The following is a 15843-nucleotide window of genomic DNA, read 5'->3' as shown; positions in this document are numbered from 1 at the left end:
AAGCGCCATAACTACAGCCCCGGATGCCATGACGTCCGGGGCAATAACAGTCGTCGCTGCCGTATTTTGTAAGGGATAAACTATGAGAAATGTCGCGCCTGTTGCCCTGCTGCTGGCATTAACGCTCTGTACCCTGCGGGTGAATGCCGAAGATGAACCGCAAATTATTACGCCGGAAGGACTGGCTACCAGCCAGATGCTTCCCTCGCTGGACGGTGCGGTTGCCGATCTGCCGCTGAGCACTGCCGCCCCCGGCAGCCTGACGCTCAACGACGCGGTAAGTCGCGCCGTGAGCTGGCATCCTTCTATTCGTGAATCAATCGGCAAACTGCTCTCACAAAACGAGCAGATCGACGTGGCGAAATCGAAATATTACCCGCAAGTTTCTGCCGGAATGAACAACGGTTACAGCAATACCTACACCGACCACGGCTTTAGCCCGGCGCTGGTTATTTCGGTGTCACAAATGCTGTACGACTTCGGCAAAGTGGCAAGCCAGGTTCGCGCCGAAACCGCCGGAGCCGCACAACAGCAGGCGAATGTATTACTCAGCATTGATACCATCGCCCACGCAACCGCCAATGCGATAGTCCAGGTGCAGACGTGGCAGCAAATGGTGGATGCCGCCGAAGAGCAGCTCACTGCCTTAAACGGCATTGGTCGACTGACCCGACAACGCAATGATGAAGGGGCAACCTCGCTGTCCGACGTGGTGCAAACCGATGCGCGCATCGAGTCCGCGCGTTCTCAGTTGGCGCAGTATCAGGCCAATCTCGACAGCAGCAAGGCCACTCTGATGAGTTACCTCGGCTGGAACTCGCTTAACGGCATCAGCAACGAATTTCCGGTCAAACTGGACAGCAGCTGCGATGTGGTCAAACCGGAAGATAAACTGGTTCCTGCGGTGCTGGCGGCCTGGGCGCAGGCAAATGTGGCGCAGGCAAACCTCGATTACGCCAACGCGCAGATGACGCCCACTATCTCTCTTGAGCCGTCGGTTCAGCACTATCTCAACGACAAATACCCCAGCCATGAGGTGCTCGACAAAACCCAGTACTCCACGTGGGTAAAGGTCGAGATGCCGCTGTATCAGGGTGGCGGACTCACCGCCAGACGCAACGCCGCCAGTCACGCGGTAGAGTCTGCACAGTATTCCATCCAGCGCACCCGACTCGAAGTACGGCAGAAATTACTGGAGTCCCGTAGCCAGGCGTTGAGCCTCGCCACCGCTCTGCAGATTCTGCGTCGCCAGCAGCGGCTGAGTGAACAAACGCGTGAGCTTTATCAGCAGCAGTATCTGGACCTCGGCTCGCGTCCGCTGCTCGACGTGCTTAACGCCGAGCAGGAGGTATATCAGGCCCGTTTTGCTGAACTCCAGACCCAAAACCAGCTGCGCCAGCTCCAGTTGAACTGCCTCTATAACACGGGCTCTCTTCGCCAGGCGTTCGCCTTAAATAACCGCAGTATTCAATCGGTGGAGATCAAGCTATGAGCGACCTCGATTCACATGCGGAAGATACGATTGGCGAACACGCCCTGAGCCAGTGGGCGCAGGCGATGACGCATATTGCCAACCACTATCGCGTTACCTGTTCGCCCGGCGCAATCCAGGCCAACGCCCCATGGTTTGCGGGAAAAAGTCGGGCCACGGCCCTGTCGCAACTGGCGCGTCAGGCGGGACTATCATTTCATGCGCTGGATACCGCCACGCAGGCGTTCGGTCAGTGGCGTCTGCCGGTAGTCGCGGAGCTACGCGACGGCCAACTGATGGTGATAGAACATTTCAACGGTGAAGATACGTTAGATGTTTTTATCATCGCCGAAGAAGGCCAGCGTAACCGGTTAACGATTGCAGAACTTCTGCCGGAGATCGTGAGCATTACCGCGCTGCGCCCGCTGTCGGCGCTGAAGGACAGTCGGGTCGACCGCTATATTTCGCGCTTCAAGCCCGACTGGATGCGCGAACTGGTGTTAAAGGACATCCGCCCTTACCTGCCGGTCATGATTGCCGCCTTTTTGATTAACGTTCTGTCGCTCGCCGGGATTATCTTCTCCATGCAGGTCTATGACCGGGTGATCCCTGCCCAGTCTTATCCAACGCTGTATGTTCTCTCCACCGGCGTTCTGGTCGCGGTGCTGTTTGGCTTTTTGCTGCGCGAAGCGCGTACCCACATAATGGACCTGCTCGGCAAACGCGCCGATATGCGCATTTCCGATCGCGTGTTCAGCCACGCGCTGAGGCTGCGCAACAGCGCCGTTCCCCGTTCGACGGGGAGCTTCATTTCTCAACTGCGCGAGCTGGAACAGGTTCGCGAGATGATCACCTCTTCGACCATGTCGACCATTGTCGATCTGCCGTTTTTCTTTTTGTTTATCGTGGTGCTGGCCTTTATCGCCCCGCCGCTGGCATGGATAGCTCCCGTCGCAGCCCTGCTGATGATCCTGCCCGGTTTGCTATTACAGAAGAAGCTGGCGGTGCTCGCCAACCAGGCTGCCCATGAATCCACCCTGCGCAACGCAGTGTTGGTCGAAAGCGTTCAGGGGCTGGAAGACATCAAGCTGATGCAGGCGGAAAACCGCTTTTTACAGCAGTGGAACAGCTACATCCGCATTACCGGAGAGTCCGGGCTGCGCACGCGCAGGCTGACTCAGGGGCTGATTGGTTGGGGTATGTCGGTACAAAGCCTGGTCTACGCCGCCATCATTATGTTCGGCGCGCCGATGGTCATTGAAGGCACCATGACCACCGGGGCGGTGGTGGCCGCTTCGATGCTCGGTTCCAGAATGATTGCCCCGATGGCTAATCTGTGCGGCGTGCTGGCGCGCTGGCAACAGGTCAAGGCCGCGAAGATGGGGTTAGACAGCATCATGCAGCTTCCCACCGAAACGCAGTACGATGAAGACCGGGTGCATCAGGAGATTTTTCACGGTCATTATCTGTTTGAAAACGCGCACTTTCGCTACCACAGCGACGATCAGCGCGTTCCACTGCGCATCTCGCGTCTGGAGGTCATGCCCGGCGAACGGGTGGCGATCCTCGGGCGTAACGGTGCCGGAAAATCAACCCTGCTACAGGCCATGGCGGGCGGAGTGGAGATTATCCAGGGCGATGTCCGACTCGACAACCTGAGTCTGGCGCAGATCGATATGGCTGATTTACGCCGCAACATCGGCTTTCTTAGCCAGAACGCACGGCTGTTTTTCGGCACCCTGCGCGAGAATCTGACCCTCGGCGCACCGCACGCCAGCGACGCGCAGATCTTCGAAGCGCTGGAGGTCAGCGGCGCGGCGGCTTTCGTTAAACAACTCGCCAAAGGGCTGGCGCATCCCATTATGGAGGGCGGCAACGGTTTGTCCGGTGGACAACGGCAGTCGATCCTGCTGGCAAGAATGCTGCTGCGATCGCCCAATATCGTGCTGCTCGATGAGCCCAGCGCCTCGCTGGATGAACATACCGAGCGGGAGTTTATTCAGCGCCTGAACCAGTGGCTGGGCAACCGCACACTGATTGTCGCCACCCATCGCGTACCGGTCCTGGAACTGGTCGAGCGCGTGGTGGTGTTAAAAGAAGGCCAACTGGTCATGGATGCCCCGAAAGCGCAGGCGTTGAATGCGAGCCGGGCACCCGCCCCAACTCACGGTCGGGAGTGGAAAAATGAAAACCAATCCGCATGACGCCGCCATGGATGACCTTGATATCCGTCGCGAGCACCGTTTTTCCGGGGCCAGCCGCATTATTCTGCTCAGCACGCTGCTGTTTGCCGTCCTGGGTATCTGGGCATATTTCGGCAAGCTGGATGAAGTCTCAACCGGCAGCGGGAAAGTAATACCCAGCTCGCGAGAGCAGATCTTGCAGTCGCTGGATGGCGGCATTCTCGCCGAGCTTACGGTTCGCGAGGGCGATAAAGTGCAGGCCAATCAAATTGTGGCGCGCCTCGACCCCACCCGTTCTGAGTCCAACGTTGGGGAGAGCGCCGCCCGTTACCGCGCCTCACTGGCTTCCAGCGCAAGGCTTAATGCCGAAGTTAACGATCTGCCGCTGGTCTTTCCCGATTCACTGCGCGCCTGGCCGGATCTCATCGCCTCCGAAACTCGCCTGTATAAAAGCCGCCGCGCGCAGCTTGCGGATTCAATGGCGGAACTGCAGGATGCGCTGGTCTCGGTCAATAAAGAGCTGGCCATCACCCAACGGCTGGAGAAAAGCGGCGCGGCCAGCCACGTAGAAGTGCTGCGCCTGCAACGACAAAAAAGCGATCTGGGATTAAAAATCACCGACCTGCGCTCGCAATATTTCGTGCAGGCGCGGGAAGCGCTGTCAAAAGCTAACGCCGAAGTGGACATGCTGGCGGCTATTTTGAAAGGACGCGAGGATTCCGTCACCCGTCTGACCGTTCGCGCGCCGATGCGCGGTATCGTGAAAAACATCCAGGTCACCACCATTGGCGGCGTAATCCCGCCTAATGGCGAGATGATGGAGATTGTGCCGCTTGACGACCATCTGCTGATAGAAACCCGCCTGTCGCCGCGCGATATCGCGTTCATCCACCCCGGTCAGCGGGCGCTGGTAAAGATAACCGCCTATGACTACGCCATTTACGGCGGTCTGGAAGGGGTAGTCGAAACCATCTCCCCGGACACCATTCAGGACAAAGTGAAACCAGAAATCTTCTACTACCGCGTGTTTATCCGCACCCATCAGGACTTCTTGCAGAACAAACTGGGGCGCCATTTCTCCATCGTACCAGGCATGATTGCCACAGTGGATATAAAAACAGGTGAAAAAACCATCGTCGACTATTTAATCAAACCGTTTAATCGCGCAAAAGAAGCGCTGCGCGAACGATAAATCCTTGAGGATTAGGGGTTGCGGGGGCTGGTCACGCGTGTCACAAGTCTGTTATACTTGCTCTAACACATTGGGGCTGATTCTGGATTCGACGGGATTCGCGAAACCCAAGGTGCATGCCGAGGGGCGGTTGGCCTCGTAAAAAGCCGCAAAAAAATAGTCGCAAACGACGAAAACTACGCTTTAGCAGCTTAATAACCTGCTCTGAGCCCTCTCTCCCTAGCTTCCGCTCTTAAGACGGGGATCAAAGAGAGGTCAAACCCAAAAGAGATCGCGTGGAGGCCCTGCCTGGGGTTGAAGCGTTAAAACTAATCAGGCTAGTCTGGTAGTGGCGTGTCTGTCCGCAGGTGCCAGGCGAATGTAAAGACTGACTAAGCATGTAGTACCGAGGATGTAGGAATTTCGGACGCGGGTTCAACTCCCGCCAGCTCCACCAAACATTCATTCATGATGCATCATGAACCTTAAAAAAGCCTGTAACTTCAACGAGTTGCAGGCTTTTTTGTTGCATGTGTGGTCATGATCTCTGTATGAATCTTGAGCATTATGTATCTTGTTTTGCACCGCGTTGCCAGAACGCTAAAAAAACAAGGTGCAAAAACATGCCTAAGGTATTGAAATCCCTAACCAATACCGAGATCGCTGCCGCCAAGCCGCAGAAGACCGAGTATATGCTGCGCGATGGCGACGGACTGGCGTTGTTGATTAAGCCATCCGGCAGAAAGATCTGGTACTTCGAATACACTCCCCCGGCGCTGAAAAAACGGACCAAAATCAGCATTGGCCCCTACCCGGTAGTCACCCTCGCCATGGCGCGAGATTTCAGGTTGCAATACCGGCGTTTACTTGTGCAGGGCATCGACCCGCAGGCCCATCTGGAGCAGGTTGCAGAGGAGCAACGACTCCAGAATGAATGCACGCTGGAAAAAGTTGCGGAACAGTGGCTCAAAGAGAAGAAACGGACCAGCGATCTTAGCGAAGATCACGCCAAAGATGTCTGGCGTTCGCTGGAGATGCACGTCTTCCCTTCTCTGGGTAATACACCCGTTACCGAGATCCGTCCCAAAATGCTCAAGGAACACCTTACACCGCTGGAAGAACAGGGCATCCTCGAAACGCTGCGGCGGGTTATCTCACGACTCAATGAAATCTTTCGCTTTGCCATCTCCGAAGAGCTCATCGAGTTCAATCCGGCTGACAACCTGGTCGCCCGCTTCAAGAAACCGAAAAAGCAGAATATGCCCGCCCTTCACCCCTGTGAACTGGGCAGGCTAATGCTGGCACTACAGAACGCCTCTATCCGCAAGGAAACCCGCTGTCTGATTGAATGGGAGCTACTGACCTGGGTACGTCCCGGCGAAGCCGTCAGCGCCCGCTGGTGCGACATCGACATGAAAAAAGCGGAATGGCGCATCCCCGATACCTTTATGAAGATGAATCGTTCGCACACGGTGCCTCTCAGCAAACAGGCGCTGCGCGTTCTTCAGATCATGGAGCCCGTCAGCCGCCATCGTCCGTGGGTGTTCCCCAGCATCCGCAAACCACTGGAGCATATGCACCAGCAGACCGCGAACGCCGCGCTTATCCGTATGGGGTTTGGCGGTGAACTGGTCGCCCACGGCATGCGCAGCATTGCCAGAACGGCGGGAGCAGGTCATTTCCCCCGTGAAGTCCTAGAGTCTGCGCTGGCGCACCAGAAAGAAGACGAGATCGAAGCGGCCTATAACCGCAGCGACTACCTGGAACAAAGGCGACCGCTGATGCAGTGGTGGGGAAACTACGTTGATGCCGCCAGACGGCAGGCGCTGCTCGGTGCAGAAGAACCGCTGCAAATCGTGGAAGGAGAATAATGTGACCAGTCCCATTCGTCAGAATCGGTTTGAACGGGAATGTGATATGCCGCTGCTGGAAGCGCGGCATCTCGCCCTTCTGCTTCTCGGCCTCGATGCTTCACAACCTGCAAACGCCCTGCCGGAAGAACATCAGGAAAATTACCGTATTCTGCACGACGCCATCAGCCGCACCATCAAAGCCACTGGCATGGTCAGTGCTCCGGCGAACAAGCGCATGTTCTATGCCGATGAGATGTTTGCCCTGGCCTGGCGGCTTATTGATGACGAACTAACACCACCAGAAGTGAAAGACCGCAGCCTGAAGGCGGTAATGAAACTGTCGCGTAATAGCCATGGCCGCAAGTGGCTGAAGACGCTCGGTGACGATGCGCTGCCGGATCTCACTGCATCCATACAACCTTCCCAGCGTGGGATACATAAGCGCGACAAGGCACGGGAGAATACTGCCCGACTCTGCTGGCTGCTGGTTCAGCTTCTGGTTGAGGAGACTGACGGACGGTACGGTACGTCTGATAAACCGGCTTCGGATAGGATACTTCAAAAGCTGAAGGTTCTGGCTCAGGAGCAGGAATTGCCGTCGGATGGGCTTGGGAGAGGAACATTTTATGAGGTTTTGAGGATGGGAAGGGAAAAGGATGAGTAGACATCTATTATATTTACCATAAGTAGCGACTCTAACAGGCACACTAATTTGAACTTACAAGGTTTTGCACCCATTTAAAACCTCAGCAGATTCAGGTAATTTTGATCTTTATCAACTGATACAGCTCCCATTTATCTGACCTATACTGGCTAGAAGGCATTTGTCCATAAAATGTTCAAACCGCTATTTGGCTTGGAGAAAAATGAATGATTACTCTTGCTCTTCAGCGTGAAACGTTTACCTGATAACCTCAGCAACATAGACCTCAAATACCCTGCAGAAAAAAACTCAACGACTATAAATAAAATTCATATATATCAAATAGTTAAACACAATGGCTATGTGGAAAAAAATTTTCCCACATGATATCATAGGAAAAACTTCTGCAGAACTGTCACTATGAATACCCTGACTTCACATAATGTTGCAATGCGCGAATTTCTACGCTCTTCAGATAAAGAACAATTGAGGAACTCAGTTGATCTAGATGATATAGATACAGTACTTAGAAAATTGCTATCCATTGATGAAATGCGTGACGCTGGAAGTTTCTTTACTGGCCAGACTTTAGCATCAAAAGCAATATCATCTTTCAATAAGCCAATTACACATAGATCAATAGTTTTGGATCCAACCTGTGGTGCCGGTAATTTACTTATTGAAGCATCTAGAAAACTCGGTGTAGAAGCAACTCTATACGATACTTTGAATCAATGGGGAAAAGTACTTTGGGGATTTGATATTCATCAACATTTTATTGAAGCAGCAAAAATTCGTATTGTAATTGAGGCTATAAATAGGGGCGTTGAACAAAATTGTGATATGCAAGAAGCTTTTGAATTACTTTCTCATATTCATGTAAAAGATGCTTTGACAATTAAAGCTGAAGAAATTCAAAATGTAACTCATGTTATTATGAATCCCCCTTTTACCATTTGGTCTTCTCCAAAAGAAAATTATTGGAAAGAGGGAAATGTGAATGCCGCTGGTATTTTATTTGATAAGTACGTGCGATTGCTGCCCAAAAAATGTCTAATAAGTGCCATATTACCGGATGTTCTTCGTTCTGGTAGCAGATACAGTGAGTTCAGAAAGTTTATTTCAAGTTCAGTAAATGCAAATGTTGAGATTTGGGGAAGATTTAACAGAAAAACTGATGTTGATGTATTCTTATTATCGGGGATGATTCAGAGCAACGTAGAAGAAATACAATGGCATAGTGCTATGAATCAAAATTCGGTTATAGCAGACTACTTCAATGTTACGACTGGGCCACTAGTAGCATACCGTGATCCTGAAGAAGGGACTGAATATGCATATTTTTACCCTAAAAATTGCCCTAAGTGGGAAACTGTAAAATTAGCAGTAGAACGAAGAAGATTTTCTGGAAAGGTTTTCACCCCCCCTTTCGTTGTAATTAAAAGAACTTCTAGCCCGTCAGATCGGAGTAGAGCATCAGCCACGCTGATAAACTTAAACGAACCAGTGGCAATAGAAAATCATATGATTGTAGTCACACCTAAGGATGGTAAAGTAAATACATGTAAAAAATTAATGAGGGTCCTACAGAGTCAACAAACGAACGACTTTCTGAATGAGCGTATACGATTACGTCATTTGACAGTTGGTGTGATAAAAGATATTCCATTTGTTGAAGGTCCATAAATCATGGCACGTAGATATCTAGGTAAGAAACCATTTGATCTTTCGGCTCGAGTTCCAATGCAACTTGGCCGAGAAAGTATTTCAAGCTCAACTGTTGCTGTGTCAGAACTTATTAAAAATGGATATGATGCAGATGCTGAAAGCGTTCATGTTGAATTCTTTTTAAGGGAATCTCCGGCACTTTCCACATTAGTTATTAGAGATGATGGAAATGGGATGGATGCAGAGACAATCTATGATCACTGGCTAAAGATTGGAACAGATTTTAAAAATGGCGTAGAACTTTCAATAAATAAGAAACGAGTACTAACAGGTGCAAAGGGCTTGGGAAGACTTGGCCTGGACAGGCTGAGTAAAAAAGTTGTTTTATATACTAAAAAGAAAGGTAGTAACTCAGTAATTCAATTAATTGTTGATTGGAGAAAATATGAAGAAACGAATGCTTCTATTTCTGATATTCAACATGACATTTATGAGCAGGATTTACCATTATCGGGTAAATATGGAGATATATTTTCTTCAGTCGATGATTCTGGTACTTATATGGTATTAATTGGACTCAAGGATTATTGGTGCCCAGATTTTATTGAAGATTTAAAGCAAGAATTAAGGCTATTAATTTCTCCTTATAGATCTAATAATGATTTTTCCATTACTATTCATAGAACAATAAATAACATTGCATTTCCCAAAGAGGTTGTTGATACTCAAGAACTTCTTAAAGCGGCTAGTTGGGAAGTAAAGGCTGTTATAGATTCAAATAATAAAGTCAAACTATCGTTCAAAAACAATGCAACTGGTGAGTTAATAGAGCAAATACCCATCCCATGGAAATACTGGATATCAAAACAAGGTGATAAGCCGTTATTTGGACCATTAAAATTTGAATTCCATTATATGGTTAGAAAAAAAGAGTTTCTTTCTAAGATTGATATGTCTGCGAGAAACTGGTCTAAATTTATGGAACTGAATAGAGGTGTTCGTATATACCGTGATGATTTTCGTGTCCGACCATATGGTGAACCAACTGGAAAGGGAGATTGGTTAGATTTAGGATATCGAAAAGCTTCGAGTCCAGGAGGTATAAAACAAGGTGGTTGGCGAATCGCGCCCAATCAAATCATTGGAGCAGTGAGTATTTCTAAGACTACTAATGCTATTCTTAATGATCAGGCGAATAGAGAAGGTATCGTTGAAAATGAAGCCTATCTTCAATTACGTAATTTTATACTGAAAGTTATTTCTTCGTTTGAAGTTCTTGCAACAAAAGATGCCCAAGCTGATGATGATACAGATCTTGCAGCAGAATTAGAACGGATTATAAAAGAGAAAGATTCTGACTTAAAAGGGGCGATCGATGAAATTAAAGCCTTTTCCAAAAAAACTAAAAGGAAAGGAAAAAAAGTCCCCCCAGCTCAGATCCTAAATCAAAAATTACGTGAACTAGAGAGAGCGAAAGTATCTCATCAAAAAGCACTTGATGATTATTATTCGTATTTGGAAAAAGAACGTAAAAAATTAGAGGGTGAAAAAGACACCCTTTCAAACCTAGCTTCTTTAGGGGTATTAACAGTCAGTTTTGGGCATGAGATTCGCACACATTCATCATTAGCATTAAATAACGCCAAAACACTCAAAACGGTGATTCAGACTGCACGAACAGCAAACCAACCTATAAACTACAACCAACTAATCAGCTTAACCGATCTAATGATTACAGGAGCACAATATGTTGACACATTTTCGAGATTAGCTATTAATAATATTAAGCCAGATAAAAGAACACGTTCAAAAGTCAATGTTCCTAAGATTTTTAAATATATTTTTGACATGATGTCTGCATCCTTTTCAAAAATGGGAATTCAATATAATATAGAATTTGTTAAAATAGCAGAGGAAGATTTTAACGTTCGTTCATTTGAGATTGATTGGGAGAGTATAGCAATCAATTTAATAACCAATGCTACTTGGGCATTAGAGGATACGCAAAGAGACAAAAGACAAATTAAAATCATATTTGAGCGAGTTGGTGGTACAAGACTTAGGCTAGCTTTTATGGACTCAGGATGTGGTTTAGAAACTGGCCAAGAAAATACAATTTTCCTGCCAATGCATAGTCGTAAAACGGATAGGAGAGGTAATTCTATAGGAACAGGTATGGGACTATCTATAATTAAAAATCAGGTGGAAGATCATATGCCGTCAGGGACAATAACTGCTCAACAACATTCAGATTTAGGTGGGGCTGGTTTTTATATAGAAGTTTTGCAGGATAAATAGATGAACACTATTATTTTTATTGATGATGACATTGATGTAAGAGCAACATATGAACTCTCTATGAGCATTATGTTTTCAGAAGAGTTTAACATTTTATGTTTAGATGTCGAGCCTTCGCTAGATGACATGATTAATGTATTAAATAACATACCTGATAAGGTAACTTATTTTATTGATGAAAAACTCAAACACTCTGGAGTAGCTTCATATTCAGGCGTTGAATTAGCTGAAAGAATCAGGATCTTTGATTCAAAAATACCAGTTTACATTTTAACCAGTTTTGCAGATGAGATTGAAAAATATCTTGGCGATATAGAATTTGTGATTGATAAAAATGATTGGGATCTAGAAGAGGATGGAGCAAATCTAATTAAGCGTTTTTTACGTCATATTAATACATATAAAGATATTAAATCTCAGCAAGCAAAAAGATTTGAGTTTCTCCTTGAAAAATCAATCTTTTCTAGTTTATCTGAAAAAGAGTTAGAAGAATTCAAAGCCTTAGACCTTTCTAGAGTAAAAAACACTTTTAGTGAGGGAATTATTAGTGATGAATCTCTTAGTGAGTTAAATGCGGCATCAGATGAATTAGATAAAATCTTTTTAGAGTTGAGTGACGATAATGATAAATAGTTTTTTTTATCCCGTATTAGTCAGACAAGATATTTCTGCCTACTATAAAAAAGAAGGCGAGTTCTACGCCACTTATAACTGTGAAAAAAATTATATCAATATTAGTAAGGATTGCCAGTTTAGATGCGTCTATTGTGATGCTCATATTGATGAATGTGGTGGTGAGCGTTTTTCCTTAGACCACTTTAGACCTACGGATATTTTTTCAGGCAAATTTAATGGAGTATTGAAAACCCATCCTTTCAACCTTCATCTTTCATGCCAAAAATGTAATGTATTAAAAACGAATGACTGGAAAGGATGTACAGATACAATTGATGGTGTAACACACTTATCCGGTTTAGGATATGTAGATCGTTTTAAGGATGATATTACTAGATACATAAGAGTAGATGATAATGGATTGGTTAATTCTATAAGCAGCAACGGTCCCGGGGAATATATGATACGTAAAATGCTATTAAATCGTACTAATCGAGTATATATTAGAAAACGAAGGATTGTAAAAGAAAAAGCCTCACGAATTTTTAATTTATTATTAAATAGACAATCACAACTGATGTATTCTAATAAATTTGGTACAGATGAACATAAAGACGAGATTAGTAAATTACTTGAACTCTTTGATAGATTCAAACGCCTAAACTTACTGAAACTATAACATAATGATAAAAATCATTTCACAACCAATGGAAAACTTGTTAATTAGAGGTAATATCACATCAGCTTATTCTACTAAATAGATGAATCTAATAAAATTACACGTGTGCCAGCCTATGCTTAATTTCAGAAAAATCGGCTGGCAATATCAATACAATGGGAAATCGTTTTCAACATAAAATTATACCGATAACTACACGTTATTGTGCTATGAAGTTTATAATTGTCGTTCAATATAATTAATCTATTGTGAGTCAACTGACTGAAAATTACTCTGATTCTTTAGTGCTCGCCCAAGTTCCATTTCGCATCAACTTTTTAAATGAAGGTGGATAATGTTCTAGAATTCGGCTCACTGGCCCTGATCTACTATGTTACACAAAGATTTAGTTTTATTCTCGTTGAGACGAAAGACATTATAAAACGTTCTCAGTCGTATCTTGCCATCCATTATTCTAAATTTATCTTACCCAGATTGATATCTAAGTAATATAATCGTTTATTTTCAAATAATTACTTTCCCCTTCTAAATTTAACAGAAAATAAATTTTTCCCGGACTCATTACTTTCTACCCGGACTCCACTTTTTCACCCGGACCTATATCGTCCCCTTTCCTTCCGCGCTATAACCGCCTCGACACTCTGTTCCCGTGAGGTGTAATCATGAAAACCCGTGCTGACAGTAACGATGCTTTTCCCGAAAGCGGCTACGTGCGTATGCGGCAGGTGGTCCAGTTTCTGGCGATGAGCGAATCGTCGGTTTACCGCCTGATTAAAGACACCGACTTTCCCCGCCCCGTCCACCTCTCTTCCCGACTGGTGGTTTTCGATGCCGCTGAAATCCGCCAGTGGCAACAGCGCCGCACCGCCATCCGTTAATCCACGCTCAGGGATGAGCCGACCGATACCCCATCATGAAACGTGCCCCCTTCCTCAACAAGCAGTCTCACGACCGCACGCTCGAAGTAGTGATCCTTGCCGGAAGTCTGGCATGGGAGACCTCACGCGTGTGGCGAAAAGATCCCGACCGGGAAGATGATATTCCTCCTGTGGTGCTCGGTCCGGATGAACTGGCCGATCTGGATAACCTGACCATTATCAGGCCCGACACGCTCTACGTCCGGGTATTCCGCACTGGCGATATCCGTGAAGAGGAGCTGCTTAAAATCGCCGTAAAACTGGCACACGCAGGTGTGCAGATGGCCCGGCTGATGACCCCTGACGGTGAGTTGCTGGAGAACTGGACCGGACAGCTTGAACGCCTGAGGCAGAAAAGGCCTTCCGACATCCTGCCGGATCACTTCCGCCTCGATGAAGAAGCGCTGTGGTTTGACAAGCTCACCGAACGCCGCGACGGTGAAAGCGACGTCCAGCCCCAGCGCATCTGTTCCCCTCTGCGCGTCACCGCCATCACCTGCGACAGCCATGACGGCAGCTATGGCCGCCTGCTGGAATGGCACACCACCACCGGGCAGTTGCGACGCTGGGCCATGCCGATGGCGATGCTCAGCGGCAACGGCGAGGAGCTGCGGCGCATCCTGCTGGAGAACGGCCTGACCTACATTTCCACCCGCCCGGCCCTGCGCAGCCTGTTATGCGAGTACATCTCGCGGTCACTCCCCGGACGCCGGGTCACCTGCGTGGAGAAAACCGGCTGGCATAACGGCGTGTATGTGCTGCCGGATGAGGTTATCGGTCCGGGTGGAGACAACGTCATTCTCCAGGGCAGCCACTACCTGACCGGCGGCTTTGCGCAGGCAGGGACGCTGGCAGAGTGGCAGGAGCAGGTCGCCGCACTCTGTGCAGGCAACTCACGACTGGTCTTTGCCATCTGCTGTGCGCTCGCCGCCCCACTGCTGCGCCTGACCGGAACGGGCGGCGGAGGCTTTCACCTGCGCGGTGAGTCCACCGACGGCAAAACCACAGTGATGAAGGTGGCCGCCTCCGTCTGTGGCGGCACCAATTACTGGCACTCCTGGCGGGCCACCGGGAATGCACTGGAGGGAATTGCCAGCCGCCATAACGACGCCCTGCTGCCGCTCGATGAACTGCGCGAAGTGGACCCGCGTGAAGCCGGGATGATTGCCTATATGCTGGCAAACGGCCAGGGCAAGGGGCGCGCCCGTACCGATGGCGAAGTGCGTAACCGCAGGCACTGGACGCTGCTGCTGTTCTCCACCGGGGAGCTGTCGTTGGCGGAACATACCGAACGCGCCGGGGAGCGCCTCTACGCCGGAATGGACGTGCGCATGGTACAAATCCCCAGCGACACCGGACAGCATGGCGCGTTTGAGCAGCTACACGGCTTTGCCAGCGGTCAGCAGTTCGCCGATACCCTCTGCGACCAGGTGGCCCGCTTCCACGGCACCGCTTTTCGTGCCTGGCTGATCTTCCTCACAAGCGACCTGGACGCCAGCACCACGCTGGCGAGAGAGTTACTTCGCCGCTACCAGACCGCCCTGATGCCGGACAACGCCGGAAACCAGGTGCAGCGCATCGTGGCCCGCTTTGCGCTGCTGGCGGTGGCCGGAGAGATGGCGACGCTGCAGGGTATCACGGGCTGGCAGGAAGGCACGGCGTATGATGCGGTGCAGATCTGCCTGCACGCCTGGCTGAACGAACGCGGCCATATTGCTAACCAGGAGGATGAAGGCGTGCTGGCGCAGATCAAGCGGTTCATCACCGCACACCAGTACAGCCGCTTTGCCTCGTGGGATGGCCCGGACCGCCCGCTGAATATGGTGGGCTTTCGCCGGGTGGAAAAAGATCCGCTGACGGGTGAAGAGCACACACTGTTTCACATCCTGCCGGAGGGCTGGCGGGAAATGTGCCGGGGCTTCAGTCCCGCCAGAGCGGCGAGATTATGCCAGGAAGCAGAATGCCTGCTGCCCGGCAGCGACGGGAAATACCAGTCGCAGGTTCGCCTGCCGGAGATCGGCAAAGCCAGGGTCTACCGGCTCACCTCCCGCATCCTCAGTATCTGAGTACAGTCTCGCGTGTCTTAAAAAAAGGTGGTACAGGGTGGGACAAGTGGCACACGCAGGGCTGGCGCGGATTACAGCGTCCCACATTACAGAATTTGGTTTAATAAAAGTGGTACAGGGTGGGACAGCCGCTGCTGAATCTGTCCCACTTTTCAGACTGGCATTTTTCAGGTGGTACAGCGCAAAGCCACGGCTGGCGCGGTTGTACCACTTGTCCCACCTGTACCACCTGTACCACCTCAAAAACAGAAGGAATGAAAATGGCGAAAAGGGACTGCA

Annotated in this window: 11 protein-coding genes and 1 other RNA gene; all 12 read left to right on the top strand. The window is 49.0% G+C overall.

Annotated elements, in window-relative coordinates; translation table 11 throughout:
- The first annotated feature begins 82 nt into the window (after window positions 1-82).
- Entirely contained in the window at window positions 83-1492 is a 1410-nt protein-coding gene (locus OGW16_RS06035) for a TolC family outer membrane protein (protein ID WP_043017242.1), read from the top strand.
- A complete protein-coding gene (locus OGW16_RS06030) occupies window positions 1489-3675 on the top strand; it encodes a type I secretion system permease/ATPase (RefSeq protein ID WP_213733790.1) in 2187 nt (728 codons plus the stop codon). The genes OGW16_RS06035 and OGW16_RS06030 overlap by 4 nt, the downstream gene beginning before the upstream one ends.
- 7 nt (window positions 3676-3682) lie before the next feature.
- Window positions 3683-4846, top strand: a complete 1164-nt coding sequence (locus tag OGW16_RS06025) for a beta-barrel domain-containing protein (RefSeq protein WP_087050841.1) — start codon at window positions 3683-3685, stop codon at window positions 4844-4846.
- A 72-nt stretch (window positions 4847-4918) separates the two neighbouring features.
- Window positions 4919-5282: a transfer-messenger RNA gene (gene ssrA / locus OGW16_RS06020) on the top strand.
- Window positions 5283-5448: 166 nt separating this feature from the next.
- Window positions 5449-6696 carry an integrase domain-containing protein gene (locus tag OGW16_RS06015; RefSeq protein WP_182014530.1) on the top strand — a complete coding sequence of 416 codons (1248 nt, stop codon included), beginning with the start codon at window positions 5449-5451 and terminating at the stop codon, window positions 6694-6696.
- Between the two features lies 1 nt (window position 6697).
- Window positions 6698-7342 (top strand): hypothetical protein, encoded by a 645-nt coding sequence (locus tag OGW16_RS06010; RefSeq protein ID WP_286518083.1) that lies wholly within the window; start codon window positions 6698-6700, stop codon window positions 7340-7342.
- 399 nt (window positions 7343-7741) lie between these two features.
- Window positions 7742-9007, top strand: a complete 1266-nt coding sequence (locus tag OGW16_RS06005) for an N-6 DNA methylase (protein ID WP_286518082.1) — start codon at window positions 7742-7744, stop codon at window positions 9005-9007.
- 3 nt (window positions 9008-9010) lie between these two features.
- Window positions 9011-11287 (top strand): ATP-binding protein, encoded by a 2277-nt coding sequence (locus OGW16_RS06000; protein ID WP_286518081.1) that lies wholly within the window; start codon window positions 9011-9013, stop codon window positions 11285-11287.
- Entirely contained in the window at window positions 11288-11920 is a 633-nt protein-coding gene (locus OGW16_RS05995; RefSeq protein WP_182014527.1) for a hypothetical protein, read from the top strand.
- Window positions 11910-12581, top strand: coding sequence for a hypothetical protein (locus OGW16_RS05990; protein WP_199982680.1), 672 nt, complete (start codon window positions 11910-11912; stop codon window positions 12579-12581). Before OGW16_RS05995 ends, OGW16_RS05990 begins: the two co-directional genes overlap by 11 nt.
- Before the next feature lie 662 nt (window positions 12582-13243).
- The gene (locus OGW16_RS05985; protein WP_182014525.1) at window positions 13244-13459 is read left to right on the top strand and encodes an AlpA family transcriptional regulator; all 216 of its coding nucleotides are present in this window, start codon (window positions 13244-13246) and stop codon (window positions 13457-13459) included.
- A gap of 35 nt (window positions 13460-13494) precedes the next feature.
- A complete protein-coding gene (locus OGW16_RS05980) occupies window positions 13495-15564 on the top strand; it encodes a DUF927 domain-containing protein (protein ID WP_182014524.1) in 2070 nt (689 codons plus the stop codon).
- Window positions 15565-15843 lie beyond the last annotated feature (279 nt).

The organism is Citrobacter sp. Ce104 (assembly GCF_030334595.1).
Classification (GTDB): Bacteria; Pseudomonadota; Gammaproteobacteria; order Enterobacterales; family Enterobacteriaceae; genus Citrobacter; species Citrobacter europaeus.
This window is presented reverse-complemented; position numbering and strand designations above follow the sequence as displayed.